This is a genomic window from Nitrosomonas halophila (assembly GCF_900107165.1).
GTDB classification, from domain to species: Bacteria; Pseudomonadota; Gammaproteobacteria; order Burkholderiales; family Nitrosomonadaceae; genus Nitrosomonas; species Nitrosomonas halophila.
In genome coordinates, this window is record NZ_FNOY01000047.1 from 1 (window position 1) to 23028 (window position 23028).

Below are 23028 nucleotides of genomic sequence, written 5' to 3' on the forward strand. Positions count from 1 at the left end.
CCCCTACTTTTAGCATCATGGTACGTCCAAAATTTTAAAAGATAAATCTTACCGCCTTAAAGGCGGTGGTTTTAACCTTACTTCGGACTAATAAATTCTGCCATCGGTTCAGCCGGCGCATGCAGGAAGCCGAGTTACCGCTACGCCTTCTCAATGCTTGCCCAACGCACACTCAGATCGAACTGAAAATTGTATAGCGGCATAAAAACCATTGCCGCTCAACGCCGCCTGCTGCCAGGCAATCCTCCCGGCACACTCCCGCATCGCACTCGAATGTTTCGGTGCGAGCTTCCAATAGCTGGAAACGATCACATAGCTGTGACTGTTTTACGATACAGCCCAATCAAAGGAATGAGCATTAATAGCCAGGTAGCTGGCTCAGGTACACTGGCAGCTCGGACAGCTTCCAGATGAAATGACATATTCAAAGCATCCGGACTATCAACAGACCATGGACCGGTATCATTCTCGCGATACCAGTTTTTATTGTCACCCGCCTGGCTCTCCAACCAATACCAATCTGACGCCCCAGCATTGCTGAAAATCGAAAGATAATAATCCACTCCACCTTGCAATGACCAATTGAGACCAGCTACTTTATATTGAAAAACGGTTTCGTCAAAAAGATCGACAAACCCACTATCTTCTCCCAGCCCAGTAAAAATAGTTTCATACAATGGCGGGAAACCTGGCGCTGGATTTCCTGTTCCGTCATCTCCGATAATGCGTACAGCAAATGACTCCGTTTCCGGCGCAAAAGGATCGTAACTGCCCCACCAACTGATCGATGTCAAGATCACATCCTCTGCAAACCGAAAATCCTCCGCAACCTGAGCACCCGCAGATTCCACACTCAGGTAACCATCCCCCCCAACGTTGTTCTCATCATCAAAAAAATAAGGTGCCTGCTCCAGAACCAGCGCATTGACAGTAAATGACATGCTGCTCAGCAGCACAGCTAAAAATAATTTGATAGCTTGTACCATATTGTGATTACCTCTTGGATTATTGTCAGAACTTCCTGGCGAAGGCTCGTGCCAATCTGGATCACCTACTGGATCTGGAATTCTAATATATTCCCGTAAACCATTTTTGGAAAATCCGTCGCACTGGATAATAATTCCTGCCATAGTGGATACCAACGAGTACACAGCCTTCAGTTGAATGGTGCGTAAGCGCACCCTTGAGAATTGCGCCCCAAGCTCTACCGTTGTCAGAAAAATTTACATTTTCCAATCTGCGTTTTTCGTATATTATATTAATATATACAAATCAACTGCTTAAATAATTGGCACATTTATTGCTCTACTACAAGTGGTATCAATAATACAGATGTTCTCAACCGAGACTCTCTAAAACAGCATACCAACAAGAAACAACCATAATCAGAGAAAATTCAGACGCCGGGCAACCGGCGTTTTTTTGATAACCACGAATGGACGCGAATCTACACGAATAAAAGGGGCATGGATTCCCTCAGGTGGTTCAAGTGGACCAAACCGAGGGGATACAAGGCGGGTTCTCGGTGCGTGAACGCATCCTACGAGCAGAGATCTATTCGGCTCGCTGAGCGGAATGGTTCATGATGCGAATTTCTTGCTTTGCATCATGAACCCGTACCGGAAGTAATTAAGCTGCCATGCCATGATGACGCAGTAGCGCATCGATTTTGGGTTCGCGTCCGCGGAACGCAATGAACGATTCGAGCGCGGAGCGGCTGCCGCCAACAGCCAGGATCTCGTTCCAGAAACGTGCGCCGGTCTGCGCGTTGACCACTTGGCCAGCACCGTTCTCCTCGAACATACTATAGGCATCGGCTGACAGAACTTCCGCCCATTTGTAGCTGTAATAGCCAGCGGCATAGCCCCCAGCGAAGATATGGGCGAAGCTATTGGGGAAGCGGTTGAAAGCCGGTGGCATGATGACAGCGACCTGGCGGCGAATGGCGTCCAGGCACTGCAGGACGGTCTGATCGCCATGCGGATCAAAATCGGTATGCAGGTGCATGTCGAACAGGGCGAATTCGATCTGGCGCAGGGTTTGCAGCCCACTCTGGAAATTCCTGGCCGCAAGCATTTTGTCGAACAAGGCGCGCGGCAGCGACATGCCGCTTTCCACATGCGAGCTCATGTCGCGTACAACTTCCCATTCCCAGCAGAAATTTTCCATAAACTGGCTGGGCAGTTCGACCGCATCCCATTCCACGCCATTGATGCCGGAGACGCCCAGTTCATCGATCTGGGTCAGCAAGTGGTGCAGTCCATGGCCGAATTCATGAAAGAGCGTGATCACTTCATCATGCGTGAACAATGCCGGGCGTAGCTGGCCGTTGATCGTCACGGGTGCGGAGAAGTTGCAGGTCAGGTAGGCGACCGGGGTCTGGATTTCCGAGCGGCCGATTTCTGGCACCTCGATCCGCCGCCGGGTAATGGCGTCATCCATCCAGGCACCGCCACGCTTACCGGGGCGAGCGTAAAGATCGAGATAGAATTGACCGATCAATGCTTCTTTCCCATCCAGAATGTCGAAAAATTTTACATCCGGATGCCAGCGTTGCACCGGCCTTTCCGCTTCGCGAATGCGAATACCATAGAGCGCTTCCACCAGCTTGAACATGCCGGGCAAGACCTTGTTTTCCGGAAAGTATTGCTTGACCTCCTGATCGGAGAAGGCATAGCGCTCGATGCGCAGCTTCTCGCTGGCATAGGCCAGATCCCAGGCTTCGGGCTGATTCAGCTTCAGTTTATCGGCGGCAAATTGCGTCAGCTCCGCCAGATCTTTTTGCGCATAAGGCTTGGCTTTGGTGGCCAGCTCGTTCAGGAAATCGAGCACTTGCTGGGGCGTTTCCGCCATTTTGGGCGCCAGCGAAACCTGTGCGTAACTGTCATAGCCAAGCAGTCTGGCTTCTTCCCGGCGCAAACGGAGGATTTGCTCAATCAACGGCATGTTGTCACGCCCCTCGCCCTGCTCCAGGCAATTTTCCAGCTCGCTGGCGCGCGTCGCATAGGCACGGTACATCTGTTCGCGCAGCGCCCGGTTATCCGCATATTGCATGACCGGCAGGTAAGAAGGCGCATGCAACGTAAACTTCCAGCCCGGCTGGGTGATCGCCGGATCCTGTTCGGCCGCATCCCGGGCTGCCTGCAGCACATCCGCCGGGATCCCCGACAACTGCTCCTCGTTTTCAATCAGCAAATGGAATGCGTTGGTGGCATCGAGCAGGTTATCACTGAATTTTGCGTGCAACGCGGACAGTTCTTCCTGAATCTGCATGAAACGGGCTTTCTCTTCGGTTGGCAGCTCCGCACCGCCCAGCCTGAAATCACGCAGCTGATTCTCGACCACTTTCTTGCGCGCCTGACTCAGCTCACCGAACTCGGCGCTTGCACGCAACTGCTTGAATTTCTCGAACAGTACCGGATCCTGCGAGATTTCGGCATAATACTGGGTAATGCGCGGCAGGTTGGCGGTATAGATTTCACGCAATTCGGGGCTGTTCATGACGGCATTCAGATGCGACACTTGCCCCCAGGCACGCGCCAGGCGCTCGTTCACATCCACCATCGGTTGCACGAAATCCTGCCAATTGGCCAGGACTGACTGCTGCTTGACGTTATTCAAAACGGTGCGGCAATCGCGCAACAACTCGTCGATCGCCGGCGTGATATGTGCGTTCTGGATTTCCTCGTAATGCGGAAGACCGGAAAAATCGAGCAATGGGTTTCTCATAATCAGATAATCAATTCGCGTAAGGTAAGTTAAGAATGACAATTCGGCCGCGCAAGCATGCCGGGCGTGTTTGTGCGCGCAATACCCTCAGCGCGGCAAGCCAGCGTGACCGGAATCATAGACAATCTGTCCGCCGACCAAGGTAAATTTTACACGGCCGCATAATTCCATTCCAAGGAAAGGTGTATTTTTTCCCTGGCTTTTCAACCTCAATGGACTGACCGTCCAATAGTCGTCAGGATCGAAAATGCACAAATCGGCCACTGCACCGGGGGCCAGGCGGCCTACATCCACCCCCAGCACCCGGGCGGGTTGCAAGGTGACACGCGCGAGCGCATCGGCCAGTGGAAGACGGCTCTCCTGCGCCCACTTCAGAACCAGCGGCAGCAACAACTCCAGACCGGTTGCACCAGACGCAGACTGGGCAAACGGCACCAGCTTGGCATCTTCATCGACGGGCGCATGATCCGAGCAGATGGCATCGATCGTGCCATCCAGCAGTCCCGCGCGCAACGCATCACGGTCAGCCAGGCTTCTCAACGGTGGCATAAGGTGGCAGTTGGCGTCAAAAAAGCCGATATCCATATCCGTCAAATGCACATGATGAACAGCCACATCACAGCTCAGCGCCAAGCCCTGTTGCTTGGCGGCCCGCACCAGGGCCACCCCCTCGGCACTGGAGATACGGCAAAGATGGACACGCGCGCCGGTTTCTTTCATCAAGGAGAGAATGTTGGACAGCGCGATCGTCTCCGCGCACACCGGAATCGCCGGCAGGCCCAGCCGGGTGGCAATTTCGCCTTCATGCGCCACGCCCAGATTGGCCAGATGCACATCCTGAGGATGCAACCATACCGCAAAACCGAAGGTGGCGGCATACTGCATCGCCCGCATCAGTACGTACAAATTGGCAAACGGCGCATCCGCCTGGCTGAAGGCAACGCAGCCCGCGTCATGCAGTTCGGCCATTTCCGTCAAGCGCTCGCCTTTGAGTCCCTGCGTCAGCGCCCCGACCGGAAAGACGCGTGCCCGGTCGAGATTGCGGGCACGGTGCTTGAGCATTTCGACCAGGCCGGGTTCGTCCAGCGGCGGATCGGTATCGGGCGGACAGGCCAGACTGGTCACACCGCCCGCCACAGCCGCTTCCTGCTCCGATTCAAGCGTGGCCATGTATTCCAGCCCCGGTTCGCGCAGGCGGGCGGACAAGTCGACCAGGCCCGGCGCGATGACCAGCCCGCTGGCATCGATTGTGCGGCAATTCTGGAAGCCTTCCGGGCGGGTATCGATGGATACGATCTTGTCATCGGCTAGATAAAGCTGTCCGACCCGGTCGATACCGCTGGCTGGGTCGATCAAACGACCCCTCTGAATACATATTTTCATGGCAAGTAGCGTGTTAGTTTCCGGCAAGAATAGACATGACTGCCATACGGACGGCAATACCGAAATTGACCTGCGGCAGTATCACCGACTGGGTACCATCTGCGACATCCGAATCGATTTCAACGCCGCGGTTCATGGGACCAGGGTGCATCACGATCGCATCGGGCTTGGCGAGCGCGAGCTTTTCAGGGGTCAATCCGTAATATTTGAAATACTCCTCACTGCTGGGCAAATGCGCCGACTGCATGCGTTCACGCTGCAGGCGCAGCATCATCAATACATCCACGTCCTTCAATCCTGCCGCCATGTCTGGGTAGACATGCACCCCCAAACGCTCGACCCGGGCAGGCAGCAAGGTTTTCGGCGCGATCACCCGGATCTCCGGCACGCCCAGCGTAGTCAGCGCATGAATTTGCGAACGCGCGACCCGGGAATGCAGGATATCGCCGATAATCGCCACCCTCAGCGCCCGGAAATCCTGCTTGTAGCGGCGAATTGTAAAGACATCGAGCAAGGCCTGTGTGGGGTGGGCATGCCAGCCATCGCCTGCATTGATGACATGGATCTCGGGCCGGACATGCTTGGCGATCAGGTGCGCCGCGCCGCTCAGGCTGTGACGCACCACGAACATGTCCGCATGCATGGCCGAGAGATTGTCGACCGTATCCAGCAGTGTTTCGCCCTTGGTTTGCGACGATACCGCCATGTTGAGATTGATGACGTCGGCAGAAAGGCGTTTTGCCGCGATCTCGAAAGTGGTGCGGGTACGGGTGCTTGGCTCGAAAAACAAGTTGAATACCGATTTGCCCCGCAATAAAGGGATTTTCTTGACTTCCCGTTCGGTCACGCCAGTGAACGATTCCGCCGTATCGAGAATATGCTGCAGAATCGATGCGGGCAGTCCTTCCGTGGTGAGCAGATGCTGCAGCTCGCCATTTTTGTTCAGTTGTGGATGCGCGCTCATGATCTTGGATGTCTAACTTGAATATGGAAAAGCATGCGGATTGATAGATAGAGAAAGTAGCCAAACGGCAGAATAAGCGCTGCCACCCGCAAGCCAGGAGTGGCCCTATCACGCCAATGGCCACAACAGGTTCAGCAGTCTACCGCAGCACCCCGCCCGGACCAGGCACCACTGGCAATGTCGCGCAGCCCTAAACTCAGCTGCCCGTCTTCGGCCTGCTTCAGTTCCAGCATGCTATTCGCCGCCAAAGACAGCGTTGCACCGGTGTACTGTGCAGCAACCGGCAACTCCCGGCCGCCCCTATCCACCAGTACTGCCAGATGAATACTGGCCGGGCGACCATAATCGAACAATTCATTCACGGCGGCGCGCACCGTTCTGCCGGTATAGAGCACATCGTCCACCAGGACGATATGACTGCCTTCGACTTCGAACGGCAGCTGCGAGGGTTTGACCTGCGGGTGCAGCCCTATTTTACTGTAGTCATCGCGATAAAAAGAAATATCCAGCACGCCTAACCCGGTCTGGATCTGCAATGCCTGGTGGATGCGTTGCGCCAGCCAGGCACCGCCGGTATGGATGCCGACGATGATCGTATCATCGGCGACAGCCGGCCGGAGTTGCTCGATGAGTGCGGCAAGCAATTGTTCTGCGTCAGGAAGTGGCATAGGAAGCATCGAAAAAGGATTGAAGGATATGCTGGGCGGCGATCTGGTCGATCATCGGCCGTTGTTTTCTGCCCGTGACCCCTGCTTCCTCCAGCGCGGAACGGGCGGTGATCGTCGTGTAGCGCTCATCGACCAACACGACCGGCACACCAAAACGGCCTTCCAGGCGCCTGGCAAAACGGCGGCACAAATGCGTCAGCTCATGCTCGGACCCGTCTGCATGGACAGACAGCCCCACCACCAGCAGCACAGGCTGCCAGGTTTCAAGCAACTTGGCAATACAGTCAAAGCGCAGTTTCGTGATAGCCTGATCGATGGTTGTCAGCGGATGCGCCAAGCGCAATTCGTATTCACCGATGGCGACCCCTATCCGCCGCTTGCCGAAATCGAACGCAAGCACGGTGCCAGACAAGGCGTTGCAGGAAGTGGGTGACAAACCTTCGTTCATGCGCATAACGGCCCTGATTGTCCACCAGGGGATTTCTCAGGCATGACCGACTTCATTGGACAAATTGCTAAAATCGATGCCGAGCGATTGCATGGCGGCTGGCAGCCGCTGCTCGGTCGACAGCTCAAACAGGATTTGCGCCGAAGCGGGCACCGTCAACCAGGCGTTTTGCGCCAGCTCCTGTTCAAGCTGGCCTGCCGACCAGCCCGAATAACCCAGTGTCACCAGCATTTTTTCAGGCCCCTGACAGTCCGCGACCGCCTGCAGGATATCGATGGAGGCCGTCAACCCTATGGTGGTATTGGCAGAAAGCGTTGTTTTCCAGGATCCGATAGGCTGGTGCAGTACGAACCCACTGTCGATTTGTACCGGACCGCCCAGCAGCACCATCGCATCCACAGAGCCGGCTACCTTGGGCGACATGCCGAGTTGTTTCAACAACTCCTCAACCGAAAGCGTGGTCGGGCGATTGACCACCAACCCCAGCGCGCCTTGCTCATTGTGTTCGCAAATATAGGTCAAGGACTTGGCAAAGAAGGAATCTTCCAAGCTGGGCATGGCAATCAGAAAATGATCAGTGAGATTGACGTTTTGCATCACAGCGTTGCCGATTCGAAAAAAGTTGTGCAATCAAACCCAATAGGCCGTGCGCGTCATGGTCTTCGAACCCAACTTCATGGCCAGCTTAACCGGCAGAGGCAGCTCGCCGCCCCCATGCGAAATAGCCATGGTTGCATGACACGCTTCATCGACTTTCATCTGCGACACGATCGCACGGCTACGGACATCCTGATAAGGCAGGCGGCGCAAATGGTCGGCCAGATGCGCCTCGACCTGGCGCTCCGTTTCGGCCAGGAAACCCAGATTCCACTTATCGCCCAGCACACCGGCAACCAATCCCAACGTAAATGATCCGCCATACCAGAATGGATTGAGAAAACTCTTGCGTCCGCCCAATTCGGCAATGCGCCGTTCCGTCCAGGCGAGATGCTCGGTCTCTTCACGCGCCGCCTGGTTGAGGGCTTGTTGCACCGCGACATTGCGCGCTGTCAGCGCCTGACCCTGATAAAGCGCCTGCGCACAGACTTCACCGACATGGTTGATCCGCATCAGCGCAACCGATTCACGTTTTTCGGCTTCGCTCAATTCATTTTCGGGTAGATTCCTACCCGGCACCGGACGGCTGGTATTGGCTGGCGCCAGCAGTGTACGCAAAGCATTATCAAAACCGATGATCAATTTATCTACTTTCAGCATGGCTCTACTCTCTTATCGATGTGGCGCGTTAGACTGAATTCAGCGCGAGACGCCGAAACAGGTTTCCGAGCAAACAATCCGAATATTCGCAGTATATGCGGGACATCAACATCCGCCGCCTGCAGTACACGGGTACATGGCGCAATCCTTATCCCAGGCAAAAGCAAGCTGGCTATCGATAGTTGATGATCGGCTCGCTGTGCCCGATTTTGGTTCCAGCCTCTGCTATCGTCCGCCGGTATCCGACTATCGAGGAAGGACGTGCCGCAGGACACCTATGTTTTATAGTATACGCATTTGCCGCGCAAGCAATGTCACAGGATGCAGAACCTCGATGTTTTTCCCTTCTTTTAACAGGCCGTTAGCCATATGCAATGCACACCCAACATTGGCCGTCACCAGGTAATCGGGATTTGCCTGCTCGATAGCCTGCAGTTTATCATCAAGCAAGGCATTCGCGAACTCGGGCTGATCCAGGTAATAGGTGCCAGCCGCCCCGCAGCATTGATCGTTGCCGGCCAGCGCCTGGATTTCAAGACCGGGCACCCGTGCCAACAGCGGGTAAAGATGATTGGATGCACGCAAGACATTGCGCAGGGTACAGGCTTCATGCACGGCCACTTTCCGCTGTAAAGGCGCGAAGTGGATTCCGCTCCAGTCTTGTCCGGCCAGAAACTGGTGGATATCCATGACCGGCACGGCAGTTGCATGCGCGGGCGATTGCGCCGCGACATCCACCAACTGAGCGCCGCAACCTGAAGCGGTGCTGAGGATAGCCTGGATGTCCAGCCCGGCGAATGCCTGATGATTTCGCCGGGCCAGTGCTGCCGCTTCATCGGCAAGGCCGGCATGCTGATAAAGCGCGCCGCAGCAGGTTTGCGCGCGCGGCACATGCACCGTATAGCCCAGCCGGTTCAGCACGGTCAGCGCCGAAAGAAGCGTTTCCATATCGATCACACGTGTGACACAACCCAGAAACAATGCGACGGCGCCACGCGGCCGGCCTTTGGCCGGATAGGAAGTGCGCCAAAAATGACCGGGCAGGTGCCGACGGGTCAAAAACCACTGGGACTGTATCAGCGCATGCTTTTTGAGTATATTCAGTCGCAACAGCATGGCCAGCAAACGACTTTTGATCACTAAACGCACAAACGGACGCAGCATGTCGAAACGAGCCGGATGGGCAATCAAGACCCGTTCGAGAAAATGCCGCAAGCGTCCCTGCCGTGACCGCCCTTCGCCCCCGTCATTGGCCGCCCTGGCTTGGACATTGGCCTGGATCATGGTGCGCGCTTGATCGATCAAGCGGCCATAGGCCACGTTGTTCGGACAGACCCGTTCGCAAGCGCGGCAAGTCAAGCACCGGTCCATATGCTGCACATAGCGCGCATTCATGGGAATGCGCGCGTTGGCAACGCCGCTCATCAGCGCAATGCGGCCACGCGGTGAGTCCGCCTCCGACAGCGTCAGGCGATAGGTTGGGCAATGCGGCAAACAGAGTCCGCAAGCCACGCAACGATTAGCCTCGGCGAGCAATTCTGCCGACGGATCCATGAGCGTAATTTCTTGCTGGTTTTTTGTACCGGTTGTTGGATGAAATGTTGAACTTTTCATATTTTGGGAACTGAGGGAATATGGTCATGCACGCTCTCGTACAATTAATTTTCAGCAGAATACACGCAGGCCAGAATCGTCCATTGACGCTTGTGTCATAACGGACACAGTCACTATCCCTCTCTTTTTTGCCTAGCATATAGTGTTTGTCTACGGGCAATAGATTCAAGCACAGGATGTCGGAGATTTTCGCAACGGCTGAATATCGCTTGCTAATTACCCGAAAACTACCATAAAATTGCATGTTTTAGTTTACAAATAAATCATTTAATAAGGGATACTATGGTAGTAGTAAGACTGGCACGCGGCGGCGCCAAGAAACGTCCTTTTTACAGCATGGTCGTGGCAGACTCCCGCTGCAGACGGGATGGCCGGTTCATTGAGCGCGTAGGATTTTACAACCCGCGCGCAACCGGTGGCGAGGAAAGTTTGCGTATTCACATGGACCGCCTGACATACTGGCAGTCTCAAGGTGCGCAGCTATCCGACACGGTCTCAAGACTCGTCAAGCAATTTGGTAAGCAGCAGCCAAGCACGCCAGCCCAAGACTGATCCAAACGCTTTGCCGGCAGGCGAGCAAATGGTGGTGCTGGGCCATGTGATCGGGCCGCATGGCATCCGTGGCCAACTTAAAATTGCCTCTTATACCGAAACCATTGAAGGACTGTTTGATTATCCGATATGGTGGCTCGGCAAGGATGGGAGTCAGTGGCGAGCAGTGCATCCCGCTTCATATATCATTCATGACAGCCGCTTGATTGTCACGTTGGCGGAATCGAATGACCGCACCGGCGCTTCCGAACTGAAAGGCTTGCAGATTGCGGTACCGCGCAGCGAGTTGCCACAGCTGCCAGAAAATGGTGAAGACGGTTATTATTGGCTGGATCTGATCGGCATGCACGTTTGCAATACCCAAGGCGAGGTGCTGGGCACTGTCACCGGTTTGCTTGAGACCGGCGCGAACGAGGTGCTTCAAGTCCGCCCCGCGGGAAGCGACAAGGAAAGATTGATCCCTTTCATCGATCAGATCATCGTCAAGGTTGACCTGAAATCCCGGAAAATCACGGCGGATTGGGGGCTGGATTACTGAAGGTGATGTGTTTTGTCATTTGAAATCGATGTCATCACGCTTCTGCCAGGCATGTTCGATGCGATTACGCAATTTGGCATCACAGGCCGGGCAAATAAGAACGGCTTATATCATCTGCGCACCTGGAACCCGCGTGATTATGCGACCAATCGGTACCGAACAGTCGATGATGCGCCTTATGGCGGCGGACCGGGCATGGTCATGATGGCGCAGCCACTGGATCAGGCCATCACCCATGCCAAAGCCTGGCAATCCGGGCATGCTGTCCGCAAGTCGCGCGTGATCTACCTTTCCCCCCAGGGGAAATGTCTGGATCATGCAAAAGTTTTACAACTGTCCAGCCTGGAAGGTTTGGTACTACTATGCGGTCGTTACGAAGGGATTGATGAGCGGCTAATCGAGCGCCAGGTGGATGAAGAGATTTCAATTGGAGATTATGTGATTTCTGGCGGAGAATTGGCGGCCATGGTACTGGTCGATGCCATAGTGAGGCAGCTTCCCGGCGCCCTGGGTGATGCCACTTCGGCTGGCCAGGATTCCCTGGTCGATCACCTGCTGGAATATCCGCATTACACGCGGCCCGAAGTCTATCAGGCACAACCCGTTCCCGAGGTGCTGCTCTCCGGCAACCATGCGAAAATTGAGCGCTGGCGACTGCAGCAATCGATTGGCAGGACCTGGCTTAAAAGGCCCGATCTACTGGCAAAGAAATACCCGGAGGGACTTCCTGAAAATGAGCAGAAATTACTAGAAGAATTTAAAGCAGCACAACACCCACAAGCTGTCAGCCAGCCCATGAACATGATAAAAAAACAGGAGCAATGAAAATGAATTTAATCGAGCAGTTAGAACGCGAGGAAATTGCAAGACTGGACAAGACGATTCCGGATTTTTCTCCGGGTGACACTCTTGTCGTCAATGTGAACGTAGTGGAAGGCGATCGCAAACGCGTCCAGGCTTTTGAGGGCGTCGTCATTGCCAAACGCAACCGTGGACTCAATTCCTCATTCATCGTGCGAAAAATTTCCAGCGGCGAAGCTGTTGAACGCACTTTCCAGACCTATTCCCCACTGATTGCCAGCCTGGAAGTCAAGCGACGGGGTGCGGTGCGCCGCGCAAAGCTGTATTACCTGAGAGACCGTTCAGGCAAATCTGCTAGAATCCGGGAAAAACTGCCCACACGCGCCACCAGCAGGAACGCTGCAGCAGCCGAAGCTGAATAAATACTTCACGGCAGAAAACACACGGGACGGGTGTCACATCACAACCCGCCCCGTGTTGATTCACCCGACCACCGACATCAGTGCGGCCTGAAATATTGTCACACCACGCCCACGCCTTGCCGCGCTGTGCGCAATCTACTCAGCCAATAGCTTGCTGACATTTTCTGGCGGTCGACCCAGCACCGCATTATCACCGCGTACAACGATCGGACGCTGGATCAAATCCGGATTGTCGGCCATCAGCTGCAACAGCGCTTCATCATTCAGCGATTCGCTGCCCTGGGCAAGCGGTTCATCCGCACGCAGAAGCCCCCGGACCGGTATATTGAGCTTGCGCACCAGTTCACGCAACAGTTCGACCGTTAACGGCTGCTCATAATAATTGATGCTGTCGAACGCCCTGCCACTCTGATCGAGAATTGCCAGGGTCGCACGACACTTGCTGCAGGTTGGTTTCTGATAAATGGTGATTTTGTCATCCATGATAGCCTGCCCGGGTTTCATTAAATACCACATTCCTTGGAAATCGCCGCATGGGCAGCAGACGAACCCTTCAATCCGAAGGTATCGGTCGTTGCAGTACCCTGCGCCGAAACCCCCTTGACTATCATCGTGCTGCCACCTCGTATGGCAGCCGCTAATTTATTATCAGTCGCCGCATCAGATGCCCAAGCGGTTTCATCTTGGGTAAAGAGCTTGAATTGCTGGGTTCCGATTTGGACGATTACTTCACTATCCGATTTGAACGGGTAACCCGCCACGAAACTGAATACATTCTTGCTTTTTTCCGCAGGACGATGGGTCACAAGCGCAAACACATCTCCCCGCTTGGAATAATTACCTTCCTTCTTTTTTGGCTTGCTGACCATGTAACAAACCTTACTTTTATTCTCTAGGTAGACATAGGCAGTCCAGTCATCAAACTCACCGATCGCTTTGGGTTCGGCCGCATGCACCATGCCGCTCGTGACAAGCGCGGCCAGAAGCATATTTATTCGAGTGAATGTCCGTCTCATTACATGAAACTCCATATTTGCATATTTGTTGTGATTATCCCATTCGGCACTCAGCACACAATCCGGTATGGAGGCTTATCAGTTGCAGCCTTCCATTTTATAAATATAGTATCCGTTCTGCTTAATGGCTTCGACCACTTCATCAGGCGCGCCCTGGCTGTGACAGAAGCGGCACTCTTCGCTGGTCACGGTCGCATCAACTTCCCCGATGGAGGCCAGCCACTGCTTGGCAAATTCAATTGCTTGCTTGTCATCCCGCACATCGGTAAACACATCGAAATGCATGATATGACCATCCTTGGCTTTGACGTAAGTATCATAAACATGAATTTGCATAGATTTTCTTCCTCAAAATAGATCAATTAAAAACAAGCTGAATCGATTGAATGGCCGCTATTATGCCATTTTTCGCCGGGCGACGATAACGCCATCGCGAGTGGGATTGATGAATGCGTCAAACGCCGGATCGCTGAAGACCAACTGGTTGTGCATTTTGATCGCCTCGGTCCAGCCGGGATGGATATCGGTAAAGTCGTCCACGGCCACCCGGCCATGCCAGAGCACATTATCGGCAATATACAGGCCTCCCGGCCGGATTCGCTCCCTGGCCATGCGCCAGATATCGGGATATCCACCTTTATCGGCATCGTTATAGCAGATATCAAACATGCCTTCAGTCTGCACAAAGACATCCTGTGCGTAGCCCGTGTGAAAGGCCACTCTCTCCCAGAGCCCCGCAGCGGCAAGATATTGCGCGGCCTTTTCCTGGTTCAGCGGGTTGCTGTCGGTGCAGATGATTTGGCCACCCCGCCCAACCGCCCGTGCGAACCAGTAAGCAGAATAGCCGTAACCGCTCCCGAACTCAAATACCCTGCGGGCATCAATCATTCTTGCAAGCATTTCCAGCGAGGTGCCAACGAGCCTCCCCACGATCGGAAAATTATTCTCCCAGGCGTAGGCCTCCATCTCAGTCAGCACCTCATGGTCGGTTTGCCCCATCAGGGTCAGCATGTAATGCTCGATCGCTGGATCGACCGGTGCAAGCACACTCGAATTGTCACTGCCCGGCATTTGCAGATTGGTCATAACTCGGTCCTCCTCATCACTTGATCAATTATCCAGGAAACTTCGGTTGGACGGCTGCACGGTAGAAACGACGAAACATTCCAGGAGGCTGTTGATTCATGAGTAGCCAAAATCGCATCATCTAATCTATTGTATCTGATTCATTTGGCTGCTGCCGCCAGCAAATCGCCAGGGCCGTGATGACGAGCAGCAATGGCGGAATCCGGCTAAACAATAAAAAAACATGGGACAGGCCGGCCATGACGATATAGCATACCATCGCCGCGCCAAGCAGGCTCATTCGGCAGCCCTTGAATGCTTGAAACCAACACCATAATAAAAACACCCATGCGGATATGCCCAGCAGTCCCAAATGCACCCCAATCTCGATCCATTCATTATGAAAATGCACTGTTTTCTGAAACTCGGGCAGATTCCGATAAATTCCCTGTTGATGTGTCACGATGCGCTCATCGAAATACTGTCTGGCCATCCCGGCGCCATGCCCCAGCAGCGGACGTTCGGCAATTCCGCGCAGACCGATTTCCCACATTGCCAGCCGGTAACCCAGGCTGGTTTGATAATGGCCTTGCTGAAACAGCCGCAGGTCGTTACCGGCCTGGTACAGTCTTTCATGCAGGACATCACTGCTCGCGGCCAATACAGCAATGGCCACCACCGCTGCGGCCAGACTGGCCATTAGCTTCCTGCCCTCAATTCTATAACGCAGCACCAGCATCAGCAGCAACGCGGCCAGGGTGGCGATCAGCAACCCCCTCGAACTCTGGTTGAATTGCAGAAACAGCAACAGCAAGGCCAATAACCAGGACAGGCATACCCTGCTTCTGGTTGCCGCGACACAGCCGTAAAAAGCTGCCAGTATCACGCCCGCGCCAATCGCCGCCGAATAGCCCAGATAGGAGAATTTAAGCCAGGGAATCCCTTGCGCACCTTCGATCGCCCATTGATAGCTGCCGAGCGCCAGAATACTCACATAGCCACTCAGCAACGCGCCCACCGCCCAGGGCCATCGATTCTTATCCAATAACGCGAGAAATGGAATGAAAGTCAGCAAGATGAAATACTTTTTCCACTTGCCTTCGAAAGCCACCGGGAAATCACTCCACAGCAAACCCAGTAGCCATGCGCCGCAAAACGCCAGGATGCCCCATACCAACGGCTGCTTGAGTAAACGATCAAGTTTGCACAAGCCTCCATCGACCAGCCAGGCCAGCGCCAGAATGGGGATTGCACCATAGAATAAGCCGTTATGCCAAAGCGCAATACAAAACAGCCCCAACGCGAACCTCGCCAGCAGCTCGCACCAGTCAAGCGCATAGCTATCCTTCAAGAAGGGCTTGCCGAAAAATCCAGTCTGTTTGCTACGAGAATCAGGTGCTGCACTCATGCGTTTGCTGGATCGGGTTCAAATACACAACAGGTTTCGCCCCAGTTCTGGGTCGTCCTGGCTTTTAACGCCAAGCCGGTCTGCCGCATGATCTCGATGGCTTCCTGCTGCTCTTCTTCGGTTCCCAATTCAACGATGACGGAACGCAGGTTGGGATGCCTCAAAACGTTTCCAGCCGCTTTAAGGATCTGGATCTCAATACCATCCACATCGATTTTGATGTAATTCGGATATGGAAATCCCCACTTGGCGCACAACTCATCCAGTGTCACGCCAAACATCCCCTGGACATGCGAAGCGGGTATCTTCATGGCCTCGAGCGATTCCCGCCCGAACTGCGAGCGGTTGCCTCCCGGAATGAATTTGGGTACATACAGTTTATCGAATCCGTTATTTCCGCCGACCGCGACACAATAGGCAGTAATCTGATCTTTCAAATCGTTAAGCCAAATATTCTTGTTCAATGCGTAGTAGTTGTTACTTTGCGGCTCGAAAGCAAAAACTCGAACGTTGTTACCGAATTTTTTAGCCGGGTAAAGGGAATATTGACCGATATTGGCCCCGATATCGAAATAGCACGAACCCGGTTCGAATTTGTCCAACCAGTCCAGGGTATCCGGCTCCTTCACGGAATAGGTCCGGATACGCTTGAGGACGCGCCAATGATCGACTGTCAATTGAATCGGCTGTCCCCTGACCTGCACCGTCTTGACTCCCCCCTTGACCGCATAAGCCGCTACCACCAGATTTTTCAGGAACTCGACCGAGAACAGATTAGTCATTGCGACCCTCCGCAGTTGGATGATTCAGTTTATCCTGGACAACGGCTATCCCGCCACTGCCAGTCTCTTCCAATAAAGCGACATAGTGTGCCAACACCGCCTTGCCCCCCACATCCAGCATATGGTCCAGAAACTGTTGCCGATGTGCTTCCACATAAAAGTCCTGACAGCCCTTGGCAAGAAAATGACTGATTTTCTCATAGACATCATCCCGGCAGTGCAGCACTGTTTCTGGCATGTATTCAGCCACTGCCGAACGCCCAGCGTGCAGATAATCGGCTGCCAGAACAGGCTGCCCGCAACGAACCGCCTCGAAGACCACCGAGGTCGCCAGGTCGATGCAGACATCGGCCCAGTTCATCAGATGCACCGAATGCATGCTGTCACTGGCGATACGCACATTCGTCAATTTCTGTAATGACTTGCTGCGGGTAAATGACTGTTTCCAGCCGCTCCGCGTGTGCGGCTTGATGATGAGCTCGACTTGCTCAAAGGCAGCGATCAAGTGCACGACTTCACTGACTTCTTCCCAGAATGTCGTAAAATTCGCCTTTCTCAAAAACATCACGATCTTGAGCCGCTTATGATCCCCGGTATTGGCCAGCGGCGATGGCGGCGCCAAAGTTTTCAGTCTGGCGAGCCACTCTTCGCTGAAACGCGGGGAACCCAGGATGGCGATTGCCTGCTCCTCGAGAAAGGGCCGGAAACGCTGGGCACATAATTCATTGGGTACGACTAACCGGTCAAAAATACGCGCGGCAGAAAATGTCGCGTCCGGCCCCAGCCGCCACTCCCCGCGCCGGATCAGTTGATTGGCGTGGGGACTATCGCCATGCGGCAGCGACACCGCGCCCAATCCCTGTTTGCGCGCCATGGCAACGACAGCTTCCACCCATTCCACTGCGATCACCGAGTTGCGTTCAATCCAGTCGAATGCCAGCACGCCTTGCGTATCCTGGCCGAATGTTCGTTCCAGCAATAGCTGTCCCGTTTTGCGCCACAGTGGCGCACGCCGCCTAGCGGTGTAAATATTGGCCAGGCGGCGCACCAGGGGCCCCACAAAGGAACGGCGCAAATTGCCTGTCAACAGCAACATTTGCAGCCGCCAAGCCACATATAACCAGGGTGAAAACAGCTCGCTCACATGCGCCACCCGCACTCCATCGAGCCCCGCCAAATATTCCAGCCGGAAATCATGCCGGAATTTTTTGGAGCCGATCAACACGACATCACAAGCATGTCTGGATTCGGCCCATTTCATAATGACCGGCGTTATATGATCAATATCGTTATAATGGCGGAGAAAAAAAAGGGCTTTCATGCCTGTGTTATCATGCGGGGATTTAGAAAATATTTAGTCATGGGTTTCGTGAATTCCGCATTATACACAGCGAATGATCTCCATGAATCCGGTTGCAACAACTTGCCCAAAACCACTCACATCGTCCGTTTATTCATTCAGTCAGGAATCCAAAACCGCCTGCCACTCAATGAGCCGCACCTTGTTACCAATACTTGAATCAATATGAAAACGATCGCTATGATTCCTGCGCGCATGGGTTCTTCGCGCTTTCCCGGCAAACCGTTGGCACAGCTACTGGGGCGCACCATGCTGGAACATGTCTACCAACGCGTCGCCATGAGCAGCTCGCTGGCCGCCACTTATATCGCGACTTGCGACGAAGCCATCCGGCAGGCGGCAACATCCTTTGGCGCGCCAGTCATCATGACCGCCGATAGCCACGAGCGCGCCAGCGACCGGATTGCCGAAGCCGCCGGGCAAACCGATGCCGACTTGATCGTCATGGTGCAAGGTGACGAGCCCATGGTGCATCCGGACATGATCGACGCGGCTGTCGCCCCTTTTCATCACGATACGCAATTGGAATGCGTCAACCTGACGCGCCGCATCGATAATGAAGCGGATTTCAGGAACCCCAACACGATTAAAGTTGTCATGGACTTACAAGGGGATGCCCTGTTCATGACTCGCCAGCCCATTCCGACACTGGCCCAGGGCGGATTCGATATGACACCAGTCTATAAGCAAGTATGCATCATCCCCTTCACACGCGCTTGCCTGGACGCGTATTGCCGGCTGCCGCCCACACCGCTGGAACAGCTGGAGTCAATAGACATGCTGCGCCTGCTGGAGCATGGCCGGCAGGTCAGGATGATAGAAACGCAATATGATTCCCAGGCCGTCGATACCGAAGCAGATCTGGCGCGTGTAGCCGGCCTGCTGGCAGACGATCCCTTACTCACGCAATACTAACAACCGGAACCGCATTTCGCATGTCACTTAAAACCCGACTGGCCCGCCGTGAATTGACCATCGGCTCATGGATTACGCTCGGCCATACCGCCATTGCAGAAATCATGGCCGTGGCTGGTTTCGACTGGCTGGTGCTCGATGCAGAGCATAGCGTGCTGGAATTGAGCGAGATTCAGAGGATGATACAGGTGCTCGATGGGCACCATTGCCCGGCCATTGTGCGCCTGACCTCCAATCATCCGGATCAGATTAAGCGCGTGATGGATGCGGGCGCAACCGGTGTGATGGTGCCCATGATCAAATCGGCCGCGGACGCTGCCACAGCGGTCAGCGCTGTATATTATCCGCCTGCGGGCAACCGAGGTGTTGGCCTGGCACGCGCTCAGGGCTATGGCGCAAGTTTTCAGGCATACCAGCAATGGCTGCAGGCGCACGCAGTCGTCATTGTCATGATCGAGCATATTGAAGCCGTTCAGAATATCGATGCGATACTGTCAGTCCCGAATGTGGATGCCTACATCATCGGGCCGTACGATCTTTCCGGCTCGATGGGCCGGCCGGGTGAGCTCGACCACCCGGAAGTGCAAACGGCTATTCACGAGGTTCTGGAAGCTGGCATCCGCCACCATAAGGCGGGCGGCATTCACGTCATTGAGCCTGACCCAGCCGCGTTGCAGCAGCGCATCCAGGACGGTTTTACCTTTCTGGGCTATAGCCTGGACATTCGTATGCTCGATTCCCTGTGCCGTAATCATCTCCAAATCATCAAAACCCGCTCATGAGCAAAATCGTCATTTCCACTTCTTCCTTCGATCTCGACAGCAATCCTGCCCTGCAACGCCTGCGTGCACAGGAGATTCATCTGACCAGCAATCCGCATGGGCGCAAATTGACCGAGGATGAAATCCTCGCGCTGCTTGGCAATGATACGGTCGCCTTGTTAGCTGGCGTCGAACCGCTTACCGAACGCGTATTGACAGCCGCTGCCGGCAGCTTGCGAGTGATTGCACGCTGCGGAACCGGACTGGACAATGTTGACCTGGCCACAGCCTCGCGGCTGAACATCAAGGTGCTGAACACGCCCGCCGCGCCTGCCCAGGCAGTCGCTGAATTGACCCTGGGGTTGATCCTCAGCAGCCTGCGCCATATCTGTCAAACCGATCGGCTGATACGCCAGGGTGAATGGCCCCGGACACAAGGCCGCTTACTGGCTGGCAAAACCGTCGGCATCATTGGATGCGGACATATCGGACAGCGCGTGGCACGCCTGTGCCTGGCATTCGATGCGCACGTCATTGCCCATGACCCCTACCCGCAGCAAATGCCCGAGGGGGTGACAGCTGCCTCACTGGAAACACTCCTGCAACAGGCCGATCTGGTCAGCCTGCACCTGCCCTATTCAGCACAGGTCCACCATTTGCTGAATGCGCACACGATTGCCCGCATGAAACCCGGCGCGATTCTGGTCAATACGGCACGCGGTGGATTGATCGATGAACACGCCCTGCACAACGCGCTGCAAACCGGTCATCTGGGTGCCGCTGCACTGGATTGCTTCGAGCAGGAGCCTTATGCCGGGCCTTTATGTGCATCCGAGCGCATGATTCTGAGCTCGCATATCGGGTCGCTCGCGCGCGAAGCACGGCAACGCATGGAGCTTGAAGCGGCAGAGAATCTATGGCAAGGATTGGTTGAGGCAGGTGTGGTCCATGCATAACAGCTCCCCTCACCAAGAAACAGCAGTTGTACTGGGTGCCGGAGGCTTCCTGGGCAGCCATGTCGCCGATGCCCTATCCAATGCCGGTTACCGGGTGCGTCTGTTTGATCGCACGCCTTCCCCGTATCAGCGGCCTGACCAGGAAATGATTGTGGGCGACCTCATGGTGCTTGATCAGGTCGTTGAAGCCGTCCGGGACGCGGCGTTCATCTATAATTTCGCGGCCATTGCCGATATCGACGAAGCCCATGACAAGCCACTGGCCACTGCCAGCGTCAACGTACTTGGCAACATGCACGCACTGGAAGCCGCCCGCATTGCCGGTGCACGCCGCTTCGTCTTTGCCAGCAGCGTCTATGTCTATTCCGAGTCCGGTTCGTTTTATCGCGCCAGCAAGCAAGCTGCCGAACGCTTCACCGAAACCTACCATGAGCGATATGGGCTGGATTACACTATTCTGCGCTATGGGTCGCTGTATGGCCGGCGTTCGGACAAACGCAACGGCATCTATCGCATGCTGCACGAGGCCATACAAAATCACTCCATTACTTATCGCGGCAGCGGCGAAGCCATACGGGAATATATCCATGTCGAAGATGCCGCGCGCATGAGTGTGCAAATTTTGGCCCCGGAATTCGCCAACCGCCATCTGATTCTGACCGGCCAGGAGAAGCTGCGCGCACGCGATGTCATGACCATGATTTCGGAAATCATGCCCTGGCCGGTTGCGCTGCATTTCGATGAAGCCAATCCGGTGCATCACTACCAGATCACGCCCTACGCTTTTCAACCCCGTATTGGCCGCAAGCTCGTGCTGAACGAGCACGTCGATCTGGGACAGGGACTGCTCGACTGCCTCAGGGAAATCCATCAACAGATCAATCAAGGCCACGAAGAAAACGATACGACACCTTCCACCTCGGACAATTGGGCATGAATACCTCCATCAAACCCCTGCAATACTGGCAAGCCATCATTTTTGACTTCGACGGTGTCGTGGTTGAGTCGGGCGATATCAAGGCCCAGGCCTTTGCCGAACTGTACCGCGACTACGGCGAGGCCATCGCGCAAGCCGCTGTCACCTATCATCGCGCCAACGGTGGCATGTCGCGTTATCGCAAGTTTCATTATTTTCAACAACAATTACTGCACAAACCACCGCTCACTCTGGAAGAAGAGCAGACACTCGATAGACGCTTTTCGCAGCTCGTCATGGAAGCGGTAATCGCCTGCCAGCCTGTGCCCGGCGCGGATACGCTGATTCGCCAGGCGGCTGCCTGCATGCCATTATTCGTCGCCTCCGGCACGCCTGAAAATGAACTGCATGTCATCGTCGAACGGCGCGGCCTGTCTTCTTATTTCACCGAGGTGCGCGGCGCGCCTGCGCTGAAAGAAACGCTGGTTGCCGACATTTTGTCAACCCACGCGTTGGCTGCCGAACGGGTACTGATGATCGGCGATGCGTTGGTCGATTACGAGAGCGCACAGGATAACGGCGTTGCATTTATCGGCCGGGTTCGCCCCGGCGACCCCAACCCTTTTCCGGAACAGGTTTCAACCCTACCTGATCTATGCCAGCTCACCACCTGATCCAGCGTCACTATTTCAGTCACCTGCCCGAACTGACTCATGCGTTTGTCCAATATACCAGCACGATCCTCCGTGACGCACTCTCTCAGAAAGACAAAGCCAGTTTGGTCGTGCCGGGCGGCCAAACCCCGCGCGCCTATCTGCCACAGCTAGGGCAGCAGGATTTACCCTGGAACCAGATCTATATCACACTCAGCGATGAGCGCTGGGTGAATACCTGTCACCAGGATTCGAATGAGCGGTTGCTGCGCGAGCATTGCCTGCAATATATGCGGATACCGCCACACTTCATCTCTCTCAAGACCTCGCATGCGCATCCCGAGCAGGCCATTGCCAGCCTCCACACCCGTTTGTCCGCAATCCCCAGACCTTTCAGCCTGACCATTCTCGGTCTGGGGGAAGATGGCCATATTGCCTCACTCTTTCCGGGCATGACACTCGATCCGGCTGCCACCCGTCTATGCCAGGCCGCCACGCCTCCGGCCGCACCCACCTTGCGCATGAGTCTCAGTTTCCGGGCATTGATTGCCAGCGACCATATCTGCCTGGTCATCACAGGAAACGGCAAAAGACGGTTCCTTGATCAAATAATCGCCCGGCCAGACCCCAGCTTACCTTTCATTAAACTCTTGCAACACAAACCAGTCACAGTATTTGAAACAGATACCACTTACCAAGAGTAGGCATGATTGCAATGAATGATCGTAACTATTCAGCGAAAAAAATGCAAAAAGTGCTTGACAGGGTTTTTGTGTAAAAAAGCAAGATTACCGATACATTTGGAGTTGCCCGTCAGGGC

Annotated in this window: 26 protein-coding genes and 1 pseudogene; 11 read left to right on the forward strand and 16 right to left on the reverse strand. The window is 54.6% G+C overall.

The window, feature by feature from the left end:
* Window positions 1-89 precede the first annotated feature (89 nt).
* A pseudogene (locus BLV85_RS14910) lies at window positions 90-197 on the forward strand (IS1595 family transposase); the annotation flags it as partial.
* A 111-nt stretch (window positions 198-308) separates the two neighbouring features.
* On the opposite strand, the gene BLV85_RS10380 reads toward BLV85_RS14910, so the two are convergent.
* The 9 genes from BLV85_RS10380 to BLV85_RS10420 form a co-directional block, all read right to left on the reverse strand.
* Complete coding sequence (locus tag BLV85_RS10380) at window positions 309-1130, reverse strand: hypothetical protein (RefSeq protein ID WP_143032325.1); 822 nt, start codon at window positions 1128-1130, stop codon at window positions 309-311.
* Between the two features lie 499 nt (window positions 1131-1629).
* Window positions 1630-3729 (reverse strand): M3 family metallopeptidase, encoded by a 2100-nt coding sequence (locus tag BLV85_RS10385; RefSeq protein WP_090414909.1) that lies wholly within the window; start codon window positions 3727-3729, stop codon window positions 1630-1632.
* Between the two features lie 87 nt (window positions 3730-3816).
* Complete coding sequence (locus BLV85_RS10390; RefSeq protein WP_090414910.1) at window positions 3817-5112, reverse strand: dihydroorotase; 1296 nt, start codon at window positions 5110-5112, stop codon at window positions 3817-3819.
* A 13-nt stretch (window positions 5113-5125) separates the two neighbouring features.
* Window positions 5126-6076 (reverse strand): aspartate carbamoyltransferase catalytic subunit, encoded by a 951-nt coding sequence (locus tag BLV85_RS10395; RefSeq protein WP_090414911.1) that lies wholly within the window; start codon window positions 6074-6076, stop codon window positions 5126-5128.
* 131 nt (window positions 6077-6207) lie between these two features.
* Window positions 6208-6744, reverse strand: coding sequence for a bifunctional pyr operon transcriptional regulator/uracil phosphoribosyltransferase PyrR (pyrR, locus tag BLV85_RS10400; RefSeq protein WP_090414912.1), 537 nt, complete (start codon window positions 6742-6744; stop codon window positions 6208-6210).
* A complete protein-coding gene (gene ruvX / locus BLV85_RS10405) occupies window positions 6731-7198 on the reverse strand; it encodes a Holliday junction resolvase RuvX (RefSeq protein ID WP_090414913.1) in 468 nt (155 codons plus the stop codon). The genes pyrR and ruvX overlap by 14 nt, the downstream gene beginning before the upstream one ends.
* Window positions 7199-7228: 30 nt before the next feature.
* Window positions 7229-7789 (reverse strand): YqgE/AlgH family protein, encoded by a 561-nt coding sequence (locus BLV85_RS10410; protein WP_090414914.1) that lies wholly within the window; start codon window positions 7787-7789, stop codon window positions 7229-7231.
* A gap of 33 nt (window positions 7790-7822) precedes the next feature.
* Complete coding sequence (gene coq7, locus BLV85_RS10415; protein WP_090414915.1) at window positions 7823-8449, reverse strand: 2-polyprenyl-3-methyl-6-methoxy-1,4-benzoquinone monooxygenase; 627 nt, start codon at window positions 8447-8449, stop codon at window positions 7823-7825.
* Window positions 8450-8731: 282 nt separating this feature from the next.
* The gene (locus tag BLV85_RS10420) at window positions 8732-10063 is read right to left on the reverse strand and encodes a (Fe-S)-binding protein (protein WP_342707079.1); all 1332 of its coding nucleotides are present in this window, start codon (window positions 10061-10063) and stop codon (window positions 8732-8734) included.
* 282 nt (window positions 10064-10345) lie between these two features.
* Here BLV85_RS10420 and rpsP point away from each other — a divergent pair, with 282 nt between their 5' ends.
* Genes rpsP through rplS form a run of 4 tightly spaced genes read left to right on the forward strand, consistent with a single transcriptional unit; the run spans window position 10346 to window position 12376 of the window.
* Window positions 10346-10615: a 30S ribosomal protein S16 gene (gene rpsP, locus BLV85_RS10425; RefSeq protein ID WP_090414916.1), complete on the forward strand. Its 270-nt coding sequence runs from the start codon at window positions 10346-10348 to the stop codon at window positions 10613-10615.
* A complete protein-coding gene (gene rimM, locus BLV85_RS10430; RefSeq protein WP_342707080.1) occupies window positions 10578-11153 on the forward strand; it encodes a ribosome maturation factor RimM in 576 nt (191 codons plus the stop codon). Before rpsP ends, rimM begins: the two co-directional genes overlap by 38 nt.
* 12 nt (window positions 11154-11165) lie before the next feature.
* Entirely contained in the window at window positions 11166-11978 is an 813-nt protein-coding gene (gene trmD / locus BLV85_RS10435) for a tRNA (guanosine(37)-N1)-methyltransferase TrmD (protein WP_090414918.1), read from the forward strand.
* A gap of 2 nt (window positions 11979-11980) precedes the next feature.
* The gene (gene rplS, locus BLV85_RS10440; protein WP_090414919.1) at window positions 11981-12376 is read left to right on the forward strand and encodes a 50S ribosomal protein L19; all 396 of its coding nucleotides are present in this window, start codon (window positions 11981-11983) and stop codon (window positions 12374-12376) included.
* A 135-nt stretch (window positions 12377-12511) separates the two neighbouring features.
* Here rplS and BLV85_RS10445 read toward each other — a convergent pair whose 3' ends face one another.
* The 7 genes from BLV85_RS10445 to BLV85_RS10475 all read right to left on the reverse strand — a co-directional run bounded on the left by BLV85_RS10445 (window position 12512) and on the right by BLV85_RS10475 (window position 17908).
* Window positions 12512-12859 carry an arsenate reductase family protein gene (locus tag BLV85_RS10445; protein ID WP_090414932.1) on the reverse strand — a complete coding sequence of 116 codons (348 nt, stop codon included), beginning with the start codon at window positions 12857-12859 and terminating at the stop codon, window positions 12512-12514.
* A gap of 20 nt (window positions 12860-12879) precedes the next feature.
* The gene (locus BLV85_RS10450) at window positions 12880-13449 is read right to left on the reverse strand and encodes an invasion associated locus B family protein (protein ID WP_245725175.1); all 570 of its coding nucleotides are present in this window, start codon (window positions 13447-13449) and stop codon (window positions 12880-12882) included.
* Window positions 13450-13470: 21 nt separating this feature from the next.
* Window positions 13471-13728 (reverse strand): DUF2024 family protein, encoded by a 258-nt coding sequence (locus BLV85_RS10455; RefSeq protein ID WP_090414920.1) that lies wholly within the window; start codon window positions 13726-13728, stop codon window positions 13471-13473.
* Between the two features lie 60 nt (window positions 13729-13788).
* On the reverse strand, window positions 13789-14478 hold the full coding sequence (locus BLV85_RS10460) for an O-methyltransferase (protein ID WP_090414921.1): 690 nt from the start codon (window positions 14476-14478) through the stop codon (window positions 13789-13791).
* A 121-nt stretch (window positions 14479-14599) separates the two neighbouring features.
* Window positions 14600-15865, reverse strand: a complete 1266-nt coding sequence (locus tag BLV85_RS10465) for an O-antigen ligase family protein (protein WP_090414922.1) — start codon at window positions 15863-15865, stop codon at window positions 14600-14602.
* Complete coding sequence (locus tag BLV85_RS10470; protein ID WP_090414923.1) at window positions 15862-16647, reverse strand: FkbM family methyltransferase; 786 nt, start codon at window positions 16645-16647, stop codon at window positions 15862-15864. The genes BLV85_RS10465 and BLV85_RS10470 overlap by 4 nt, the downstream gene beginning before the upstream one ends.
* Window positions 16640-17908 carry a hypothetical protein gene (locus tag BLV85_RS10475; RefSeq protein ID WP_342707081.1) on the reverse strand — a complete coding sequence of 423 codons (1269 nt, stop codon included), beginning with the start codon at window positions 17906-17908 and terminating at the stop codon, window positions 16640-16642. Before BLV85_RS10475 ends, BLV85_RS10470 begins: the two co-directional genes overlap by 8 nt.
* A 264-nt stretch (window positions 17909-18172) precedes the next feature.
* Between BLV85_RS10475 and BLV85_RS10480 the strand changes: the two genes are divergently transcribed.
* From BLV85_RS10480 to pgl, 6 genes are read left to right on the forward strand one after another with little or no spacing between them, the layout of a single operon-like run.
* Entirely contained in the window at window positions 18173-18922 is a 750-nt protein-coding gene (locus tag BLV85_RS10480; protein ID WP_090414925.1) for a 3-deoxy-manno-octulosonate cytidylyltransferase, read from the forward strand.
* Between the two features lie 20 nt (window positions 18923-18942).
* Window positions 18943-19704 (forward strand): HpcH/HpaI aldolase family protein, encoded by a 762-nt coding sequence (locus BLV85_RS10485; RefSeq protein ID WP_090414926.1) that lies wholly within the window; start codon window positions 18943-18945, stop codon window positions 19702-19704.
* The gene (locus tag BLV85_RS10490; RefSeq protein WP_090414927.1) at window positions 19701-20639 is read left to right on the forward strand and encodes a phosphoglycerate dehydrogenase; all 939 of its coding nucleotides are present in this window, start codon (window positions 19701-19703) and stop codon (window positions 20637-20639) included. The genes BLV85_RS10485 and BLV85_RS10490 overlap by 4 nt, the downstream gene beginning before the upstream one ends.
* A complete protein-coding gene (locus BLV85_RS10495) occupies window positions 20632-21576 on the forward strand; it encodes an NAD-dependent epimerase/dehydratase family protein (protein ID WP_090414928.1) in 945 nt (314 codons plus the stop codon). The genes BLV85_RS10490 and BLV85_RS10495 overlap by 8 nt, the downstream gene beginning before the upstream one ends.
* Complete coding sequence (locus BLV85_RS10500) at window positions 21573-22229, forward strand: HAD family hydrolase (protein ID WP_090414929.1); 657 nt, start codon at window positions 21573-21575, stop codon at window positions 22227-22229. Before BLV85_RS10495 ends, BLV85_RS10500 begins: the two co-directional genes overlap by 4 nt.
* Window positions 22211-22912: a 6-phosphogluconolactonase gene (gene pgl, locus BLV85_RS10505; protein WP_090414930.1), complete on the forward strand. Its 702-nt coding sequence runs from the start codon at window positions 22211-22213 to the stop codon at window positions 22910-22912. The genes BLV85_RS10500 and pgl overlap by 19 nt, the downstream gene beginning before the upstream one ends.
* The last annotated feature ends 116 nt before the right edge of the window (window positions 22913-23028 follow it).

Bases quoted from the DNA above. Each gene is read 5' to 3' on its own strand.
- BLV85_RS10380 (WP_143032325.1), bottom strand. From the start codon at position 1,130: ATGGCAGGAATTATTATCCAGTGCGACGGATTTTCCAAAAATGGTTTA.
- BLV85_RS10385 (WP_090414909.1), bottom strand. From the start codon at position 3,729: ATGAGAAACCCATTGCTCGATTTTTCCGGTCTTCCGCATTACGAGGAA.
- BLV85_RS10390 (WP_090414910.1), bottom strand. From the start codon at position 5,112: ATGAAAATATGTATTCAGAGGGGTCGTTTGATCGACCCAGCCAGCGGT.
- BLV85_RS10395 (WP_090414911.1), bottom strand. From the start codon at position 6,076: ATGAGCGCGCATCCACAACTGAACAAAAATGGCGAGCTGCAGCATCTG.
- pyrR (WP_090414912.1), bottom strand. From the start codon at position 6,744: ATGCCACTTCCTGACGCAGAACAATTGCTTGCCGCACTCATCGAGCAA.
- ruvX (WP_090414913.1), bottom strand. From the start codon at position 7,198: ATGCGCATGAACGAAGGTTTGTCACCCACTTCCTGCAACGCCTTGTCT.
- BLV85_RS10410 (WP_090414914.1), bottom strand. From the start codon at position 7,789: ATGCAAAACGTCAATCTCACTGATCATTTTCTGATTGCCATGCCCAGC.
- coq7 (WP_090414915.1), bottom strand. From the start codon at position 8,449: ATGCTGAAAGTAGATAAATTGATCATCGGTTTTGATAATGCTTTGCGT.
- BLV85_RS10420 (WP_342707079.1), bottom strand. From the start codon at position 10,063: ATGAAAAGTTCAACATTTCATCCAACAACCGGTACAAAAAACCAGCAA.
- rpsP (WP_090414916.1), top strand. From the start codon at position 10,346: ATGGTAGTAGTAAGACTGGCACGCGGCGGCGCCAAGAAACGTCCTTTT.
- rplS (WP_090414919.1), top strand. From the start codon at position 11,981: ATGAATTTAATCGAGCAGTTAGAACGCGAGGAAATTGCAAGACTGGAC.
- BLV85_RS10445 (WP_090414932.1), bottom strand. From the start codon at position 12,859: ATGGATGACAAAATCACCATTTATCAGAAACCAACCTGCAGCAAGTGT.
- BLV85_RS10455 (WP_090414920.1), bottom strand. From the start codon at position 13,728: ATGCAAATTCATGTTTATGATACTTACGTCAAAGCCAAGGATGGTCAT.
- BLV85_RS10460 (WP_090414921.1), bottom strand. From the start codon at position 14,478: ATGACCAATCTGCAAATGCCGGGCAGTGACAATTCGAGTGTGCTTGCA.
- BLV85_RS10465 (WP_090414922.1), bottom strand. From the start codon at position 15,865: ATGAGTGCAGCACCTGATTCTCGTAGCAAACAGACTGGATTTTTCGGC.
- BLV85_RS10470 (WP_090414923.1), bottom strand. From the start codon at position 16,647: ATGACTAATCTGTTCTCGGTCGAGTTCCTGAAAAATCTGGTGGTAGCG.
- BLV85_RS10475 (WP_342707081.1), bottom strand. From the start codon at position 17,908: ATGAAATGGGCCGAATCCAGACATGCTTGTGATGTCGTGTTGATCGGC.
- BLV85_RS10480 (WP_090414925.1), top strand. From the start codon at position 18,173: ATGAAAACGATCGCTATGATTCCTGCGCGCATGGGTTCTTCGCGCTTT.
- BLV85_RS10485 (WP_090414926.1), top strand. From the start codon at position 18,943: ATGTCACTTAAAACCCGACTGGCCCGCCGTGAATTGACCATCGGCTCA.
- BLV85_RS10490 (WP_090414927.1), top strand. From the start codon at position 19,701: ATGAGCAAAATCGTCATTTCCACTTCTTCCTTCGATCTCGACAGCAAT.
- BLV85_RS10495 (WP_090414928.1), top strand. From the start codon at position 20,632: ATGCATAACAGCTCCCCTCACCAAGAAACAGCAGTTGTACTGGGTGCC.
- BLV85_RS10500 (WP_090414929.1), top strand. From the start codon at position 21,573: ATGAATACCTCCATCAAACCCCTGCAATACTGGCAAGCCATCATTTTT.
- pgl (WP_090414930.1), top strand. From the start codon at position 22,211: ATGCCAGCTCACCACCTGATCCAGCGTCACTATTTCAGTCACCTGCCC.